This is a genomic window from Azospirillum thermophilum, assembly GCF_003130795.1.
Taxonomy (GTDB): Bacteria; Pseudomonadota; Alphaproteobacteria; order Azospirillales; family Azospirillaceae; genus Azospirillum; species Azospirillum thermophilum.
Map to the genome: position 1 here is coordinate 1,036,990 of NZ_CP029352.1, position 15,361 is coordinate 1,052,350.

Below are 15,361 nucleotides of genomic sequence, written 5' to 3' on the forward strand. Positions count from 1 at the left end.
CCGCGAAGGCTTAGCCCATGGGCTCCCCCCTGTCCACCGGACCGGTCGCCCGCCCGGGAAATCGCTCACACCGCGGCCTGGAGCTGCTGCTCCACCGCCATGCACAGCTCGCGCGGGGTGACCGGCTTGTGGATCACCGGCAGCCCGTGGGCGGCGGCGTCGAGCAGGCAGTCGGTGCCGGTCTCGCCGGTCAGGATCACGCCGGGCACCTCCGGACCGTAGCGCTCGCGGACCTTGCGGATGACCTCGGTCCCCACCCGCCCCTCGCGCAGGCGGTAGTCGGCGATGACGATGTCCGGCCGGCGCGCCTGCGCCCTCAGCCGTTCCATCGCCTGATCCGCGCCGTCGGCGGCCAGTACGGTGTAGCCCCACTCGCTGAGAACCGTGCGCAGCCCCATCAGGACGATGGCGTCGTCGTCGACCAGCACGGCCAGCCGCCCCCGTCCGTCCGGCCGCAGCGGCTCGGCCACGGCGGCCGGCATCGCCTTCTGCCCCACCGGGACCAGCACGCGGAAGGCGGAGCCGCGGCCGTGGATCGAGCGCACCTCCACCGGATGGCCGAGCAGATGCGACAGCCGCCGCACGATGGCGAGCCCCAGCCCCAGCCCCTGGGTGCGGTCGCGCTCCGGATTGCCGACCTGGTGGAACTCCTCGAAGATGCGCTCCAGATGGTCGGGCGGGATGCCGATGCCGGTGTCCTGCACCTCGATCGCCACCCGCTCCCCCTCGTGCCGGCAGCGCAGCCGGACGGTGCCGCTGTCGGTGTAGCGGATGGCGTTCTCCACCAGATTGCGCACCAGCCGGCCGAGCAGCAGCCGGTCGCTGCGCACCGGCACCTCGCACCCCTCGACCCGCCACAGCAGCCCCTTCTCGGCGGCGAGCGGCGCATAGGCGGCGTCGATGGAGTCCAGTATCTCGGAGACCGCGAAATCCTCCATCGTCGGCGTCACCGCTCCGGCATCGAGCCGGGAGACGTCCAGCAGGCTTTCGAGCAGTTCCTTCATCGCGTCCAGCCCCTGGTGCAGGTGGCGGAGCTGCTCGCGCCCCGCCGCGGAGCGCACATGCGGGTCGAGCGAGGCGGAGAAGAAGAACAGCGACTGCAAGGGCTGGCGCAGGTCGTGGCTGGCGGCGGCGAGGAACTTCGACTTGGCGAGATTGGCCCGCTCGGCCTCATCCTTGGCCGAGCGCAGCTCCTGCTCCATCGCCTTGCGCTCGGTGATGTCCTCGACGATGGCGATGCGCCCGATCTCGTCGGTCGCCCCGACCACGACGCGCGAGGAGGTCACCCGCACCCACACCACCTGCCCGTCGCGCCGGCGGTAGCGCTTCTCGATGGCATAGCTCGGGATCTCGCCGGCCGTCAGCCGGTCGAGCAGCGCCTGTTCCGCCTGCAGGTCATCCGGGTCGGTCAGGTCGAGGAAACTCATGCCGAGAAGCTCGTCCCGCCGATAACCGAGGATGGCGCAGAGCTTGGCGTTGACGTCGAGATAGCGGCCGGCCGGGTCCAGCCGCTCGATGCCCACGGCGGCCAGTTCGAAGATGGCGCGGAAGCGCTCCTCGCTGCGCCGGCGGGCGGCCTCGGCCTGGCGCAGCTCCGTGATGTCCTGGAAGAACACCGCCAGCCCGTCGCGCGACGGGAAGGCGCGCACCGCGTACCAGGCGGACTGCGGCGGGTAGAAGGCTTCGAACGAAACGGTGGCCATGCCCTGCACGGCGCGGCGGAACTGCTCGGCGAAGACGGACCTGCCGGCGCCGGGAAAGGTCTCCTCCAGCCGGTGGCCAGTGAGGTCGTGCCCGTCGCCCAGCAGCTCCCGCGCCCGGTCGTTCATGAAGGTGACCTTCCAGTCGCGGTCCACCTCGAACACCCCGTCGGTGGTGCTCGACAGCACGGCGGCGGCGCGATGGGCCAGAGCGTTGGCCTCGTCCCTCAGCGCGGCCTGGCGCTGCAGCGCCTCGGCCATGCCGTCGAAGGCGCGGCCGATCGTGCCGATCTCCGACCGCTCGCCGGCAAGGCCGGTGCGCGCCGACAGGTCGCCGCCGCGCCAGCGCAGCGCCGCCTCCACCAGCGCCGCGGCCGGCCGGCGCAGGAAGCGGTTGCCGCCCCACCAGGCGGCGGCCAGCGTCGCGGCCGCCACCACGGCGATGACCGCCAGCGCGCTGACCATCGCATCCTCGATCGGCCCCATGGCGTGCGCGCGCCCGACCGACACGGCCACCCCCAGCCCCGGAATGCCGCCGACGAAGGGAACCACGCCGAACAGCCGGGCCTGCCCGTCCGCCGGCGCCCATTCCGCGACGAAGGGATCCCGGCCGGCGGTCAGCGCCTCGAACTGCCCGTCCGGCAGGGGGCGGCCGATCTCGCGCGGCGCTTCCGGGATGCGGGCAACCACCGTGCCCCGGCGGTCGAACAGCATCACCACCGTATCCGGCGGCAGCGGCCGCTGGGCCAGCAGGCGCGTCAGCCACGCAAGGTCGATCAGCGCCGTCACCACGCCGGTGACCGCTCCCCCCTCGTCCTGCACGGCGAGCGCCATCGGCAGCACGGAGCGGCCGCCGGGCCGCGTGTCGATCGTCTCGCCGACGACGAAGCCGCCCCCGGCGATGGCGTCGCGCACATGCTGGCGGTCACCGACCGGCATGCCGACCGTCTCGTGATCGCTCGAACAGCGCAGGTCGCCGGCCCGGTCGGTGACGCCGATCCGCAGGAAGGGCGGCAGGCCCGGCCGCAGCCGGTCGAGATAGGCCTGGCACTCCCGCACGCGCCCCTCCTGCACGACGGCGGCCTGCGAGATGCCGAACAGGATCTGCCGGATGCCCTCCACCAGCCGCTCCTGCTCGCCGGCGAACAGGCCGGCAAGGCGCAGCAGCCCCTCCCGCACATCGGCCTCACGGGCTGCGCGGAGCTGGATCTCGTTGTGGATCTCGATGACCGCCGCAGGCACAAGAGCCAGAAAGACGAGCAGCAGCAGACGGTGAAGCAGACTCATTCAATGTCGCTTTCACAGCGGCATCGCAGCCGACCCCGGAACTGACCGAGCCGGATCTCCGTCACGCGGTATCGGTGCGCAGTGGGCGATAACAGTTAACGTTCATTAACCATACCAGCGTCGAGCGACGCAAGCTTTTGCACGGCTTCCTCCAACAGGGCAGGTCCGGGCAAAAGGAAAGCCCCGGCCGCCATTGGCGATCCGGGGCTTTCCTGTGCCCGCCTGAACAGACGGGCCGACGGTCCTGCCGGCGGGGCGTCAGCCGACGCGGCCGTAGCGCACCGCATTGTGAACGTCGCCGCGGGTCAGGCCGATGTCCGCCAGTTCGGTATCGGACATGCCCAGCAGTTCCTGCTCGGCGCGCATCAGGTTGATCCGGGCCTTCACCCAGTCGACGATCCGGGCGAACACCGTCTTGCGGTTTGCAGAGGTGGCAAACAGTTCACCACGCACCTGATGAACGGAAGAATAGCTCATTGTTGGCTCCACAAATCATGTGCTCTTGTCTTGCGCGGTTACTTGGCATGCTGCATTTGCGAAATCAACGAACACAGGACTGCGGGGCCAACGGGCCAGATCTGCGCGGATTCGATAGAACATATGTGTGCCGACAGGCACTCTGTTAACGCCTGACATTGCCGGCCGCCGGCACGGTCGCGCAACAAATGAAAAGGCCCCCGTTCCGGGCTGTCCGGGAAAGGGGCCTGTCACGTCGGAGGCGGTCCGGACGGGGGAGTGAAACCGTCCGGACGCCACCATCCGCCCGGGCTTTACGCCTCGCCCTTGTGGGCGCTGGCGTAGCCGAGCGACTGCAGGGCCACCGCGATCTCCGGCAGGATGCCGGGATCGTCGATGGTGGCGGGGGTCTTGTAGTCCTGGTTGTCGGCGATCTTCTGCATGGTGCCGCGCAGGATCTTGCCGGAACGGGTCTTGGGCAGGCGGTCGACCACCACGGCCCGCTTGAAGTCGGCGACCGGGCCGATCTGCTCGCGGACGAGCTGGACGATCTCCTTCACGATCTCCTCGTGCGGACGGGTGACGCCGGCCTTCAGGCAGACGAAGCCCAGCGGCACCTGCCCCTTCAGGTCGTCGGCGACGCCGATCACCGCGCATTCCGCCACGTCCTTGTGGCTGGACAGCACCTCTTCCATGGCGCCGGTCGACAGGCGGTGGCCGGCGACGTTGATGATGTCGTCGGTCCGCGCCATGACGTAGACATAGCCGTCATCGTCGATGAAGCCCGCGTCGCCGGTCTGGTAGTAGCCGGGATAGTCGGCGAGATAGGACTTCTTGAAGCGCTCGTCGGCGTTCCACAGGGTGGGCAGCGTGCCGGGGGGCAGCGGCAGCTTCACGCAGATGGCGCCGATGTCGCCGCGCGGAACCTCCTTCAGCTCGGCGTTCAGCACCCGCACGTCCCAGCCCGGCATCGGACGGGTGGCCGAGCCGTACTTGATCGGGAACAGGTGAACGCCCAGCGGGTTGCCGGAGATGGCCCAGCCGGTCTCCGTCTGCCACCAATGGTCGATCACCGGAACCTTCAGATTGTCCTCGGCCCAGTGCAGCGTGTCGGGGTCCGACCGCTCGCCGGCCAGGAACAGGGCGCGGAAGTGCGACAGGTCGTACTTCTTCAGGTGGTTGGCGTCCGGATCCTCGCGCTTGATGGCGCGGAAGGCGGTGGGGGCGGTGAACAGCGTGCCGATCTTGTGCTGCTCGATCATGCGCCAGAAGGTGCCCGGATCCGGGGTGCCGACCGGTTTGCCCTCGAAGACGATGGTGGTGCAGCCGGTCAGCAGCGGCGCGTAGACGATATAGGAATGGCCGACGACCCAGCCCACGTCCGACGCCGCCCAATACACCTCGCCCGGCTGGACGTTGTAGATGTTCTTCATCGTCCAGCGCAGCGCCACGGCATGGCCGCCGTTGTCGCGCACCACGCCCTTCGGCTGGCCGGTGGTGCCGGAGGTGTAGAGGATGTAGAGCGGATCGGTCGCGGCGACCGGCACGCACTCCGCCGGCTCGGCGGCGGCGACGGCGGCGGCCCAGTCCTGGTCCCGGCCCTCGACCAGCGACGCCGTCTCCTGCGGGCGCTGGTAGATGATGCAGCTCGACGGCTTGTGGTCGGCCTGCTCGATGGCGGCGTCCAGCATCGGCTTGTACTTGACGATGCGGTTCGGCTCGATGCCGCAGGAGGCCGAGACGATGGCCTTCGGCTTGGCGTCGTTGATGCGGGTCGCCAGCTCGTGCGGGGCGAAGCCGCCGAACACCACCGAATGCACGGCGCCGAGGCGCGCGCAGGCCAGCATGGCGACGACCGACTGCGGGATCATCGGCATGTAGAGCAGGACGCGGTCGCCCTTCTCCACGCCCCGGGCGCGCAGCGCGCCGGCGAAGCGGGCGACCTGCTCCTGCAGTTCGGAATAGGTGATGGTCTGGACGGTGCCGGTCACCGGGCTGTCATAGATGATGGCGGCCTGGGCTCCCCGGCCCGCCTCCACATGCCGGTCCACCGCGTTGTAGCAGGTGTTGAGGACGCCGCCGGCGAACCAGCGGTAGAAGGGGGCGTTGCTGTCGTCCAGCACCTTGTCCCACTTCCTGATCCAGGTGATGTCCTCCGCCGCCTCTCCCCAGAACCCCTCCGGGTCCGACAGGGAGCGGGCGTGGATCTGGTTGAACAGATCGGCTGAGCTCTGGCTCATCGGGGCGTCCCTTTATGATTATTTAGTGCGCGTTTTCTCCGTGGATGCGCAACGATCCGTCGCGCATCCGGCCGCACAATGCTCCAAAGGTGCCGGGCAATGCAAATGTCGGAAGGTCGGGTGCGGCGGGCTGTCGCATGGCTGAAAGGATGACCCCGGACGGGACCTGGCCGGACGTCCTATCCGCAAGCCGCTGGCCTTGCGCGCGCGGGGAGGCTATGCATGCGGCCATGGCCAACGACCTGCCGATCGCCGGAATCCGCCCCATCCTGACCGTCTCCCTGCCGAACGGGGAGCGGCTGATCGTCGCCCGGCTGACCAATCTCGGCGGCTCCAGCCAGTCCAACCGCTTCGTCCTGCGCCGCGCCGACCTGCGCCCCCCCTGGGAGCAGCCGGAGAAGGGCTATTTCGGCTATGCCGAGGTCGCCCGCGCTCTGGACGCCAACGGCTGGCGCGGCTGCGCCATCGAGGCCATGCCCAGCGCCGACCCGGAGGAGCGGCGGACCCGCCAGCTCGCCCGCAAGAAGCTCCACCTGCAATGCGTCGAGGCGGCCATCCGCCGCGTGCAGGAGGGCGGCGCCCGCTGACCGGCCGTGGCCGTCACGGCGCCGCCGCCGAGGTCTCCGACAGCAGCAGCCCGGCGGCGATGATCCACATGACCAGCGCGATGGCGCCGTCCATCACCCGCCACGCCGCCGGCCGGGCGAACAGCGGACGCAGCAGCCGCGCCCCGAATCCCAGCGAGAAGAAGAACAGGACGGAGGCGGTGATCGCCCCCAGCGCGAAGACCGCCCGCCCCTCGGCGAACTGGGCGGAGATCGAACCGACCAGGACCACCGTGTCGAGATAGACGTGCGGGTTCAGCCAGGTCAGGGCGAGGCAGGTCAGCAGGCAGGGCACCAGCCCCTGCGGCGCGCTGTCCAGCGGCGTCAGCCCGCCGCCCGGCCGCAGGGCGGACCGCGCCGCCCGCAACCCGTAGGCCAGCAGGAAGGCCGCTCCGCCATAGCGCAGCACCGGCCCCAGCCATGGCAGCATCGTGCCGGCCTTGGCGAACCCGTTGACCCCCGCCAGGATCAGCGCCGCGTCCGACAGGGCGCAGGTGGCGCAGACCGCCAGCACATGCTCGTTGCGCAGTCCCTGGCGCAGCACGAAGGCGTTCTGCGCCCCGATGGCGACGATCAGGCTGAGGCCGAGGAAGAACCCGGGAAGGAAGGCGGCGGTCATCACAGGCTCCGGCAGGGGTGGGGCGGGGCACGCCTTCCTGCTAGCACCCCGTTCCGGATTAGCGTAGTTAAGCTTCCTTAGCCCGATTAAGCAGAGCTAATCCCATGCTCGACTACGCCCTGCTCGCCGCGCTGGCCGCCGTGCTGCGCACCGGCAGCTTCGACCGCGCCGCGCAGCAGCTTCACGTCACCCCCTCGGCGGTGTCGCAGCGGGTCAAGCTGCTGGAGGAGAGGCTGGGCACCGTCCTGGTGGTGCGCGGGCAGCCCTGCACCGCCACCCCCGCCGGGCTGCGGCTCTGCCAGCATGTCGAGCAGGTGTCCCTGCTGGAAAGCGAACTGCGGGACTCCCTGCCCGCCCTCGCCCCGGCGGCGGCCCCGGCCACCCTGCGCATCGCGGTCAATGCCGACAGCCTCGCCACCTGGTTCGTCGGGGCCATGGCCGCGGCGCCCGGCTGCCTGTTCGACCTGGTGATCGACGACCAGGACCACAGCGCCGAGTGGCTGCGCAAGGGGGAGGTCCTGGCGGCGGTGACCGCCAGCGCCGCCCCGGTGGGCGGCTGCAGCAGCCACGCGCTGGGCTCGCTCCGCTACATCGCGACGGCCAGCCCCGACTATCTGCGCCGCCATTTCCCCGGCGGCGTGACCGCCCAAGCCCTGGCCGCCGCCCCCTGCCTGACCTTCAACCGGAAGGACCGGCTGCAGGCCAACTGGCTGCAGGCGGTCCTCGGCACGGTGCCGTCGCCGCCGACCCACTGGATGCCGTCCACCCACGCCTTCGTCGATGCGGCACTCGCCGGGCTCGGCTGGGGGATGAACCCGGAGCATCTGGTCGCCGGCCATCTCCGCGCCGGCCGTCTGGTGGAGCTGATGCCCGGCCGTCCCTTCGACGTGCCGCTGCACTGGCAGCAGAGCCGCATCGCCAGCGCTACCCTCGCCGCCCTGACGCGGGCCGTCCTCCAGGCCGGCCGCGCCGCACTGCGTCCGGCCGCGGCGGCGTGAGCGGGCGTCTCCCGCAAGGGGCGGCCCGATCACCCGGCCCTTTGCCCGGCGCCCGCCCGGCCTTATATGGAGACGACCAATGTCTGGAGGGATTCGATGAGCAGCAGCGCCGCCTTGGCCGCAAACGACACCCCCGATCTCGGCACGCTCCCCACCTGGGACCTGAGCGACCTGTATCCGGGAATGGAGTCGCCCGAGCTGAAGGCCGACCTCGACCGGATGGAGGCGGACGCCAAGGCGTTCCACGGCCGCTACGCCGGCAAGCTGGCCGGACTGGACGGCAACGCGCTCGCGGAGGCGATCCGCGACTATGAGCGGATGGACGAGGTTCTCTCCCGCGTCATGTCCTATGCCGGGCTGGTCTACAACGGCAACATGGCCGATCCCGCCATCGCCAAGTTCTACCAGTCGGCGCAGGAGCGGGTGAACGCCATCTCCACCCCGCTGATCTTCTTCACGCTGGAGATCAACCGGCTGGAGGACCGCGACCTCGACGCCAGGCTGAAGTCCTCGCCCGAGCTCGCCCGCTATGCCCCGTGGCTGCGCGACGTGCGGCTGTTCCGCGAGCATCAGCTCTCCGACGAGGTGGAGCGTCTGCTGCACGAGAAGCACGTCGTCGGGCGCGCCGCCTGGAACCGCCTGTTCGACGAGACCATCGCCGCCCTGCGCTTCCCCATGGGCGGCAAGGACCTCACCTGCGCCGAGGCGCTGAACCGCCTGTCCGACCGCAACCGCGAGGTCCGCAAGGAGGCGGGCGAGGTGATCGGCCGCGTGCTCGGCGACAACATCCGCCTGTTCTCGCTGGTCACCAACACGCTGGCCAAGGACAAGGAGATCGAGGACGGCTGGCGCGGCTACAAGACGCCGATCTCCGCCCGCAACCTGTCCAACCGGGTCGAGGACGAGGTGGTGGAGGCGCTGTCCACCGCCGTCAAGGACGCCTACCCCACCCTGTCCCACCGCTACTACGCGCTGAAGGCCAAGTGGTTCGGGCAGGACCGGCTGGATTATTGGGACCGCAATGCCCCGCTGCCCGACGATGCCGACCGCAGCATCCGCTGGGAGGAGGCGCGCGACATCGTGCTCGGCGCCTATGGCCGCTTCTCCCCGGACCTCGCCGGCCTGGGCAAGCGCTTCTTCGACAATGCCTGGATCGACGCGCCGGTGCGCCCGGGCAAGGCGCCGGGCGCCTTCGCCCATCCGACGGTGCCGAGCGCGCACCCCTATCTGCTGGTGAACTACCAGGGCAAGACGCGCGACGTCATGACGCTGGCCCACGAACTCGGGCACGGCGTCCACCAGATCCTGGCCGGGCGCCAGGGCCACCTGCTGTCGGACACCCCGCTGACCCTGGCGGAGACCGCCTCGGTGTTCGGCGAGATGCTGACCTTCCGCGCCCTGCTCGCCGCCGAAACCGACCCGAAGCGCCGCCGCATCCTGCTGGCGACCAAGGTCGAGGACATGCTGAACACGGTCGTCCGCCAGATCGCCTTCTTCGACTTCGAGAAGCGCGTGCATACCGAGCGGCGCGAGGGCGAGCTGACCGCCGAGCGGCTGGGCGAGATCTGGATGGCGGTGCAGACGGAAAGCCTGGGTCCGGCGCTCCGCTTCGACGAGACCTACCGGCACTACTGGTCCTACATCCCGCACTTCATCCACTCGCCCTTCTACGTCTATGCCTATGCCTTCGGCGACTGCCTGGTGAACTCGCTCTATGCGGTCTACCAGGAGGCCGAGGAGGGCTTCGCGCAGAAGTACCTGAAGATGCTGGAGGCCGGCGGCACCCTGCGCCACAGGGAGCTGCTGGCTCCCTTCGGCCTCGACGCCTCCGATCCCGCCTTCTGGCAGAAGGGGCTCGGCGTCATCCGCGGCTTCGTCGACGAGCTGGAGCGGGCGGAGGCGTGACCCCGCCTCTTTGACGGCCGGCGCTTGATGGCCGTCAAGTCGCCGGGATCGGGAAGATTTTAGAAATGGCCTCCGGACCCACCCCCGGAGGCCATTTTCATGCCCACCCGCCTGTCGCTGACCTGGAACGAGTCGATGGAGGTCGGAAACGCCATCATCGATTCCGACCACAAGGAAACCGTCGCCCTGCTGGTCGAAGCCGCCGATGCGGACGACGCCGAGCTTCCGGCCCTCTTCGCCCGGTTCGCCGAGCATCTGCGCGACCACCTCGCCCGCGAGGAGGAGCTGATGCTTGCCTTCGGCTTCCCGCCCTACCCCGTCCATTTCAACGAGCACGAGCGCGTGCGCCGCGAGCTGGACGGGATCGAGGAACGGCTTGCCCGCGGCAATCTGGCGCTGGCCCGCGGCTACCTGACCGAGGTGGTTCCCGACTGGTTCATCAACCACAAGAACACCATGGACAGCGCCACCGCCGCCTGGATCCGCCGGCAGGGCGGCTGAGCGGACCGGGTCCCGGACCGCCTCAGTCGCCGAGCGCGGCGCTGGTCTGCCGTCTGGTCTCCTGCCGCCCGGCCTCCTGCCGGTCTCCGTCCTTCTCGTGGCGCATCGCGGCGAAGACGGCGGTCAGCGGCCTGCCGGGATACTGGAAACGGGACATCCAGGCGGTCTCTCCCGCTCCGTTCCAGAATCGCAGGTAGATGCGGCCGGGCTTCTGCGGAATCTCCCGCGGGCCGCCGCTGACGCTGTGCACCGGGCGGCCGTCGACCGTCCAGACGATGCGGTCGCCCCGCCACTGGAAGCCGTAGCTGTGGATGCCCTCCGCCGCATCGAAGCCCAGGTCGATCACCGTGCCGTAATGGCCGCGGCCGTCGACCACCCAGCCGACCTCCAGCCTGGTGGTGTCCTTGCCGTTGATGCCGAACAGGATCTCGTTCCACGGGTCGCCGAAGGACGGCCCGGTGTAGTGGGAGACCGAGGTCAGCACGCCGTCCGCCCTCACCGCCTTCAGGTCGACGGTATAGGCGCCGAAGCCGTAGGCGCGGTAGCTGCGCAGCTCGGCGCAGGACAGGCTCTTGCGGGCGATGCGGTCGTCGGTGATCGACAGGGCGAGCTGGCCGTCCTTCTGCACGACGTTGTGGGCGTTCCAGGTGCAGCCCATGAAGTCGCCGTTGCTCCAGCCGTTCGACCGCTGCCACCAGGACAGGTCGAAGGCGCCGTTCAACTCCGTCGGCTGGAGCCGTGCCGCCTCGCCGCCCCGCCGGGACGTCTCGGCCCCGGCCGATCCCGCCACCGCCGGTCCCGCCACTGCCGACGCCGCCAGGACCATGCCGGCGAGCGCCCCCGCTCCCAGATACCGCCTCATGCCGTTCTCCTCTCGCCTTCATCGCGACAAAGGCATGGTCGCCCCGCCCGACAGGCCATGCTGTACCCCGATCTTGCGACGAAGCCGGACGGGCGGCAGCAAGGCAGGCGGATGACGCCCGGCCGCTCCCGCCCTACTCCCGGCGGGATACCGGCCGGGGGCGGGGCGGGGCGAAACGGGGAGCATGGCCGCTCCCCGTTCGGCTGAGGGCGCGTTCCGCCGGGAGGAGGAAACGGCTCACTTGCCGGTGACGAAGGGGCAGGTGCTCTTCTCGATCGGCAGGAAGGCCTCCGCCGCGGGGATGGGACGCACCGGGGTGTAATAGTCCCACGGCCCCTTGCTCTCCGCCTTCGACTTCACCTGGTAGAGCATCAGGTCGTAGAGCACGCGGCCGTCCTTGCGGATGCTGCCGGGGACGCCGAAATAGTCGGTCGGCATCTCCTTCATCCTGGCGGTCACCGCCTCGCTGTCGGTGGTGCCGGCGGCCTTCACCGCCTTCAGCCAGTGCAGGGTGGCTAGATAGGTGTTCGCCTGCTCCTTGCTCGGCATCTTGCCGTGGCGCTCGAAGAAGCGCTTCGACCAGGCGCGGGTCTGCTCGTTCCGGTCCCAGTAGAAGCCCTCCGTCACCGTCAGCCCCTGGGCGAGGTCGAGCCCCAGCGAGTGGACGTCGGTGATGAAGACGATGTAGCCGACCAGCTTCTGCCCGCCCGCCGGCAGCCCGAACTCCGCCGCCTGCTTGATGGCCGCGATGGTGTCGGCGCCGACATTGGCCAGCGCCACCACCTTCGCGCCGCTGGCCTGCGCCGCCAGCAGGTACGAGCCGTAGTCGCTGGTGCCGATCGGGTGCTTGACGCCGCCGACCACCGTGCCGCCCGCCTGTCTGATCGCCTCGGTCGCCGCCTTCTCCATGGCGGTGCCGAAGGCGAAGTCGGCGGTGATGAAGAACCAGGACTTGCCGCCGGCATCGACCACCGCCCTGGTCGTGCCGACCGACAGCGCCGCCGTGTCGTCCGCCCAGTGGATGGTGTAGGGGAGCATTGGGCGTTGGTCAGTTCCGTCGTCGTGGCGGCGCTGATCATCAGGACCTTCTTCTTCTCCCGCGCCACCGCCTGCACCGCCAGCGCGACCGAGGAGACGGGGATGTCCGTCACCATGTCGACGCCGTCGACGTCGAACCAGCGCCGCACGATGTTGGAGGCGACGTCCGGCTTGTTCTGCATGTCGGCGGCGATCACCTCGATCGGGCGGTCGAGCACCGTGCCGCCGAAATCCTCCACCGCCATCCGGGTCGCCAGGGCGGCCCCCCGGCCGCCGATGTCCGATGCGAAGCCCGCCTCGTCCACCAGGACTCCGATCTTCACCGGAGCCGCCGCCTGCGCCAGCGCCTCCCCACCCGCAAGCACGGCCGTGCCCAAGGCCGCCGCCATCACGGCCGCGGCGGCACGCGCCTTCACCCCTGATGCCATCCCTGATGCCATCGACTTCTCTCCCGTCTTTCTTTTCTTTCGTCCCGCACCATTCGCGGGTCCGGTCAACCGTCGTATCATGCAAACAATATCATGTGAAACCATTTGCGTTCCCAATGTGCCCTTGATCGCGGACGGGATCGGCCTCATTCCTACTGGGCAGGACGACAGGGGACGGGAGATCGTGAGATGGCGAAATCGCTGCGGGTGCTGGGCTTTGCCGGATCCCTGCGCAAGGCCTCGACCAACCGCGGGCTGCTGCGCGCGGCGGCCGGGCTGCTGCCGGCCGACATGACGCTGGAGGTTTTCGACATCGCGCCGATCCCGCTCTACGACGCGGACGTCGAGGCGGCCGGCCGGCCGGAGGCGGTCACCGCCTTCCGCGAGGCGATCCGCGGCGCCGATGCGCTGGTGATCGCCTGTCCGGAATACAATTACTCGGTTCCCGGCGTGCTGAAGAACGCCATCGACTGGGCCTCGCGCGGGGCGGACCAGCCCTTCGCCGGCAAGCCGGTCGCCTTCATGGGGGCCGGCGGCGGGCTCGGCACCGCGCGCTCGCAGTATCACCTGCGGCAGGTCTGCGTGTATCTCGACATGCACCCGCTCAACCGGCCGGAGCTGTTCGTCCCCATGGCGGGGCAGAAGTTCGACGGCGACGGCAACCTCACCGACGAATCGGTCCGCCCGCGCATCGCGGCACTGCTGGAGGCGCTGGCCGCCTGGACCCGCCGGCTGGGCGGCTGAACGGGCTTTGAGCGGCGACGAAGGAACGGCCATGGGCCAGGCGACCATCGACCAGGACAGCGCGCTGCATCTCGACCCGGTGGGGCGGGACGAGTACGCCCGCCTGTGGCGCGACCGCCGCTTCGACCGCATGGAATGCCTCAGCGCCCGCTTCAACCGGCACACCTATGCGCCGCACACCCACGACACCTACGTCATCGGCGTCATCCTGGCGGGCACCGAGCTGTTCCACCACCGCGGCGTCGAGCATGCGGCGCGGGCCGGCAGCGTCGCCGTGCTGAACCCCGGCGAGCTGCACGACGGCCGCCCGTCGGAGCATGGCTACGCCTACCGCATGTTCTATCCCTCCGTCGCCCTGCTGGAACGGGAACTGTCGGACGCGCTCGGCCGGCCGGCCGCCGCCCCAGGCTTCACCGGCACGCTGGTCGAGGATCCGGAGCTGTTCCGGGCCATCCGCGACCTCCACCTGACGCTGGAGGATCCGCAGGCCGATCCGCTGAAGACCGAGACCGACCTGATGCGCGCCTTCGTCGCCGTCTCGCTGCGCCATGGCGAGGCCGGCGGACGGCTGCGGCCGGCCGGGCAGGAGCCGGCCGCGGTGCGGCGGGCGCGCGAGTATCTCGACGCCCACCTCGACCGGCCGGTCGAGCTGGCCGATCTCGCCGCCGCGGTGGGGCTCAGCCGCTTCCACCTGCTGCGGGTGTTCCGCGCCACCGTCGGCACCACGCCGCACGGCTACCTGACCGACCGCCGCGTGCAGCAGGCCAAGGAACTGCTGTCCGGCGACCTTCCCCTGGCCGAGGTGGCGGTCGCCTGCGGCTTCTGCGACCAGGCCCACCTGAATCGGGTGTTCAAGGCGCGCGTCGGGGTCGCCCCGGGCCAGTACCGGCGCGGCAGCAATCCTGTCCAAGACGGGGCGCCGGCCGGCCATTAGGGTCGTCGGCATGACCGATCTCACCTCCGACACCCGGGCGGGCCCGCGCGAATTCGCGCTCGGCGTCGCCCACACCCTGCCGCTGATGGCCGGTGCGATCCCCTTCGGGCTGCTGCTCGGCAGCCTCGCCGCCAAGGCCGGCCTGTCGCCGCTGGAGGTCGCGCTGATGAGCGGCTTGATCTTCGCCGGCGGCTCGCAGTTCCTGGCGGTGGAGCTGTGGGCGCATGGCGCCGCCGCGGCCAGCATCGTCGCCAGCGTCCTCCTGGTGAACCTGCGCCACCTGCTGATGGGGGCGACGCTGGCGCCGCGCCTGCGCGGCCTGCCGCCGCTGCGCGCCGCCGTCACCATGTTCCTGATGACCGACGAGGTCTGGGCGCTCGCCATGCAGCGCGGCGCCGCCCTGACGCTGCCCTACTGGTTCGGCGTCGGGCTGACGCTCTACACGGTCTGGCTGGCCTCGACGGTCGGCGGGACCTTCGCCGGCGCCCTGATCGACGATCCCGTCGCCTGGGGCCTCGACTTCACCTTCACGGCCCTCTTCCTCTGCCTGCTGGTCGGCTTCTGGAGGAATGTCCGGACGACGCTGGCCCCCTGGCTCGCCAGTGCTGCGGTGGCCGTCGCGGTCCATGCCCTGATGCCCGACGGGGCATGGCACATCCTGCTGGGCGCGCTGTCCGGCGGGGCGGTCGCCGCCTGGCGGGGGAGGCTGCGCCATGCCTGACGCCCTGTTCGACCTGGACGCGACCGTCCTGTGGATCGTGCTGGCCGGCGGCCTCGCCACCTGGCTGACGCGGATCGGCGGCCCCTTGCTGGTGGCGCGCGTCCGGCTCGGCCCGGCGGCCAACGCGGCGCTGGAGGCGACCCCCGGCGCCGTGCTCGTGGCGCTGATCGCCCCGGCCGCCCTGTCGAGCCTGCCGGACGCGCTCGCCGCCGGGCTGGTGCTGCTGATCGCCCGGCGGGTGCCGATCGCGCTCGCCATGCTGTTCGGCGTCATCGCGGTGGTGGCGCTGCGCCGGCTGATGTAGCCGCCTCGGATTGACAGCA

Annotated in this window: 13 protein-coding genes and 1 pseudogene; 8 read left to right on the plus strand and 6 right to left on the minus strand. The window is 70.4% G+C overall.

From position 1 onward, the window contains the following. Nucleotides 1-65 precede the first annotated feature (65 nt). The 3 genes from DEW08_RS04655 to DEW08_RS04665 form a co-directional block, all read right to left on the minus strand. Complete coding sequence (locus tag DEW08_RS04655) at nucleotides 66-2,987, minus strand: PAS domain S-box protein (protein ID WP_109324868.1); 2,922 nt, start codon at nucleotides 2,985-2,987, stop codon at nucleotides 66-68. Nucleotides 2,988-3,245: 258 nt separating this feature from the next. Beyond that, complete coding sequence (locus DEW08_RS04660) at nucleotides 3,246-3,464, minus strand: DUF1127 domain-containing protein (RefSeq protein WP_109324869.1); 219 nt, start codon at nucleotides 3,462-3,464, stop codon at nucleotides 3,246-3,248. A 293-nt stretch (nucleotides 3,465-3,757) separates the two neighbouring features. Then, nucleotides 3,758-5,683, minus strand: coding sequence for a propionyl-CoA synthetase (locus tag DEW08_RS04665; RefSeq protein ID WP_109324870.1), 1,926 nt, complete (start codon nucleotides 5,681-5,683; stop codon nucleotides 3,758-3,760). Between the two features lie 218 nt (nucleotides 5,684-5,901). Here DEW08_RS04665 and DEW08_RS04670 point away from each other — a divergent pair, with 218 nt between their 5' ends. Beyond that, on the plus strand, nucleotides 5,902-6,270 hold the full coding sequence (locus DEW08_RS04670) for a hypothetical protein (protein ID WP_245985950.1): 369 nt from the start codon (nucleotides 5,902-5,904) through the stop codon (nucleotides 6,268-6,270). Nucleotides 6,271-6,283: 13 nt separating this feature from the next. Here DEW08_RS04670 and DEW08_RS04675 read toward each other — a convergent pair whose 3' ends face one another. After that, nucleotides 6,284-6,907, minus strand: coding sequence for a LysE/ArgO family amino acid transporter (locus DEW08_RS04675; RefSeq protein WP_109324871.1), 624 nt, complete (start codon nucleotides 6,905-6,907; stop codon nucleotides 6,284-6,286). Nucleotides 6,908-7,011: 104 nt separating this feature from the next. On the opposite strand from DEW08_RS04675, the gene DEW08_RS04680 reads away from it, so the two are divergent. The 3 genes from DEW08_RS04680 to DEW08_RS04690 all read left to right on the plus strand — a co-directional run bounded on the left by DEW08_RS04680 (nucleotide 7,012) and on the right by DEW08_RS04690 (nucleotide 10,311). After that, nucleotides 7,012-7,905: a LysR family transcriptional regulator ArgP gene (locus DEW08_RS04680; protein ID WP_109324872.1), complete on the plus strand. Its 894-nt coding sequence runs from the start codon at nucleotides 7,012-7,014 to the stop codon at nucleotides 7,903-7,905. A 96-nt stretch (nucleotides 7,906-8,001) separates the two neighbouring features. Continuing rightward, entirely contained in the window at nucleotides 8,002-9,810 is a 1,809-nt protein-coding gene (locus tag DEW08_RS04685) for a M3 family oligoendopeptidase (protein ID WP_109324873.1), read from the plus strand. 99 nt (nucleotides 9,811-9,909) lie between these two features. Next, on the plus strand, nucleotides 9,910-10,311 hold the full coding sequence (locus DEW08_RS04690; RefSeq protein WP_109324874.1) for a bacteriohemerythrin: 402 nt from the start codon (nucleotides 9,910-9,912) through the stop codon (nucleotides 10,309-10,311). 22 nt (nucleotides 10,312-10,333) lie between these two features. Here the strand turns inward: DEW08_RS04690 and DEW08_RS04695 are convergent, their stop codons facing one another. After that, a complete protein-coding gene (locus DEW08_RS04695; RefSeq protein ID WP_109324875.1) occupies nucleotides 10,334-11,173 on the minus strand; it encodes a family 16 glycosylhydrolase in 840 nt (279 codons plus the stop codon). Between the two features lie 237 nt (nucleotides 11,174-11,410). Beyond that, nucleotides 11,411-12,789 (minus strand): annotated as a pseudogene (locus tag DEW08_RS33700) (ABC transporter substrate-binding protein). Nucleotides 12,790-12,828: 39 nt separating this feature from the next. On the opposite strand from DEW08_RS33700, the gene DEW08_RS04705 reads away from it, so the two are divergent. The 4 genes from DEW08_RS04705 to DEW08_RS04720 are packed head-to-tail and all read left to right on the plus strand — an operon-like array spanning nucleotide 12,829 to nucleotide 15,342. Then, a complete protein-coding gene (locus DEW08_RS04705) occupies nucleotides 12,829-13,383 on the plus strand; it encodes an NADPH-dependent FMN reductase (protein ID WP_109324876.1) in 555 nt (184 codons plus the stop codon). Nucleotides 13,384-13,414: 31 nt separating this feature from the next. Then, nucleotides 13,415-14,317, plus strand: a complete 903-nt coding sequence (locus DEW08_RS04710; protein ID WP_109324877.1) for an AraC family transcriptional regulator — start codon at nucleotides 13,415-13,417, stop codon at nucleotides 14,315-14,317. A gap of 10 nt (nucleotides 14,318-14,327) precedes the next feature. Further along, the gene (locus DEW08_RS04715) at nucleotides 14,328-15,038 is read left to right on the plus strand and encodes an AzlC family ABC transporter permease (RefSeq protein ID WP_109324878.1); all 711 of its coding nucleotides are present in this window, start codon (nucleotides 14,328-14,330) and stop codon (nucleotides 15,036-15,038) included. Continuing rightward, nucleotides 15,031-15,342 (plus strand): AzlD family protein, encoded by a 312-nt coding sequence (locus DEW08_RS04720; RefSeq protein WP_109324879.1) that lies wholly within the window; start codon nucleotides 15,031-15,033, stop codon nucleotides 15,340-15,342. The genes DEW08_RS04715 and DEW08_RS04720 overlap by 8 nt, the downstream gene beginning before the upstream one ends. The last annotated feature ends 19 nt before the right edge of the window (nucleotides 15,343-15,361 follow it).

What these genes read in the sequence shown, in the direction of transcription:
- DEW08_RS04655 (WP_109324868.1), bottom strand. Translation starts at nt 2,987, where the DNA reads ATGAGTCTGCTTCACCGTCTGCTGCTGCTCGTCTTTCTGGCTCTTGTG.
- DEW08_RS04660 (WP_109324869.1), bottom strand. Translation starts at nt 3,464, where the DNA reads ATGAGCTATTCTTCCGTTCATCAGGTGCGTGGTGAACTGTTTGCCACC.
- DEW08_RS04665 (WP_109324870.1), bottom strand. Translation starts at nt 5,683, where the DNA reads ATGAGCCAGAGCTCAGCCGATCTGTTCAACCAGATCCACGCCCGCTCC.
- DEW08_RS04670 (WP_245985950.1), top strand. Translation starts at nt 5,902, where the DNA reads ATGCATGCGGCCATGGCCAACGACCTGCCGATCGCCGGAATCCGCCCC.
- DEW08_RS04675 (WP_109324871.1), bottom strand. Translation starts at nt 6,907, where the DNA reads ATGACCGCCGCCTTCCTTCCCGGGTTCTTCCTCGGCCTCAGCCTGATC.
- DEW08_RS04680 (WP_109324872.1), top strand. Translation starts at nt 7,012, where the DNA reads ATGCTCGACTACGCCCTGCTCGCCGCGCTGGCCGCCGTGCTGCGCACC.
- DEW08_RS04685 (WP_109324873.1), top strand. Translation starts at nt 8,002, where the DNA reads ATGAGCAGCAGCGCCGCCTTGGCCGCAAACGACACCCCCGATCTCGGC.
- DEW08_RS04690 (WP_109324874.1), top strand. Translation starts at nt 9,910, where the DNA reads ATGCCCACCCGCCTGTCGCTGACCTGGAACGAGTCGATGGAGGTCGGA.
- DEW08_RS04695 (WP_109324875.1), bottom strand. Translation starts at nt 11,173, where the DNA reads ATGAGGCGGTATCTGGGAGCGGGGGCGCTCGCCGGCATGGTCCTGGCG.
- DEW08_RS04705 (WP_109324876.1), top strand. Translation starts at nt 12,829, where the DNA reads ATGGCGAAATCGCTGCGGGTGCTGGGCTTTGCCGGATCCCTGCGCAAG.
- DEW08_RS04710 (WP_109324877.1), top strand. Translation starts at nt 13,415, where the DNA reads ATGGGCCAGGCGACCATCGACCAGGACAGCGCGCTGCATCTCGACCCG.
- DEW08_RS04715 (WP_109324878.1), top strand. Translation starts at nt 14,328, where the DNA reads ATGACCGATCTCACCTCCGACACCCGGGCGGGCCCGCGCGAATTCGCG.
- DEW08_RS04720 (WP_109324879.1), top strand. Translation starts at nt 15,031, where the DNA reads ATGCCTGACGCCCTGTTCGACCTGGACGCGACCGTCCTGTGGATCGTG.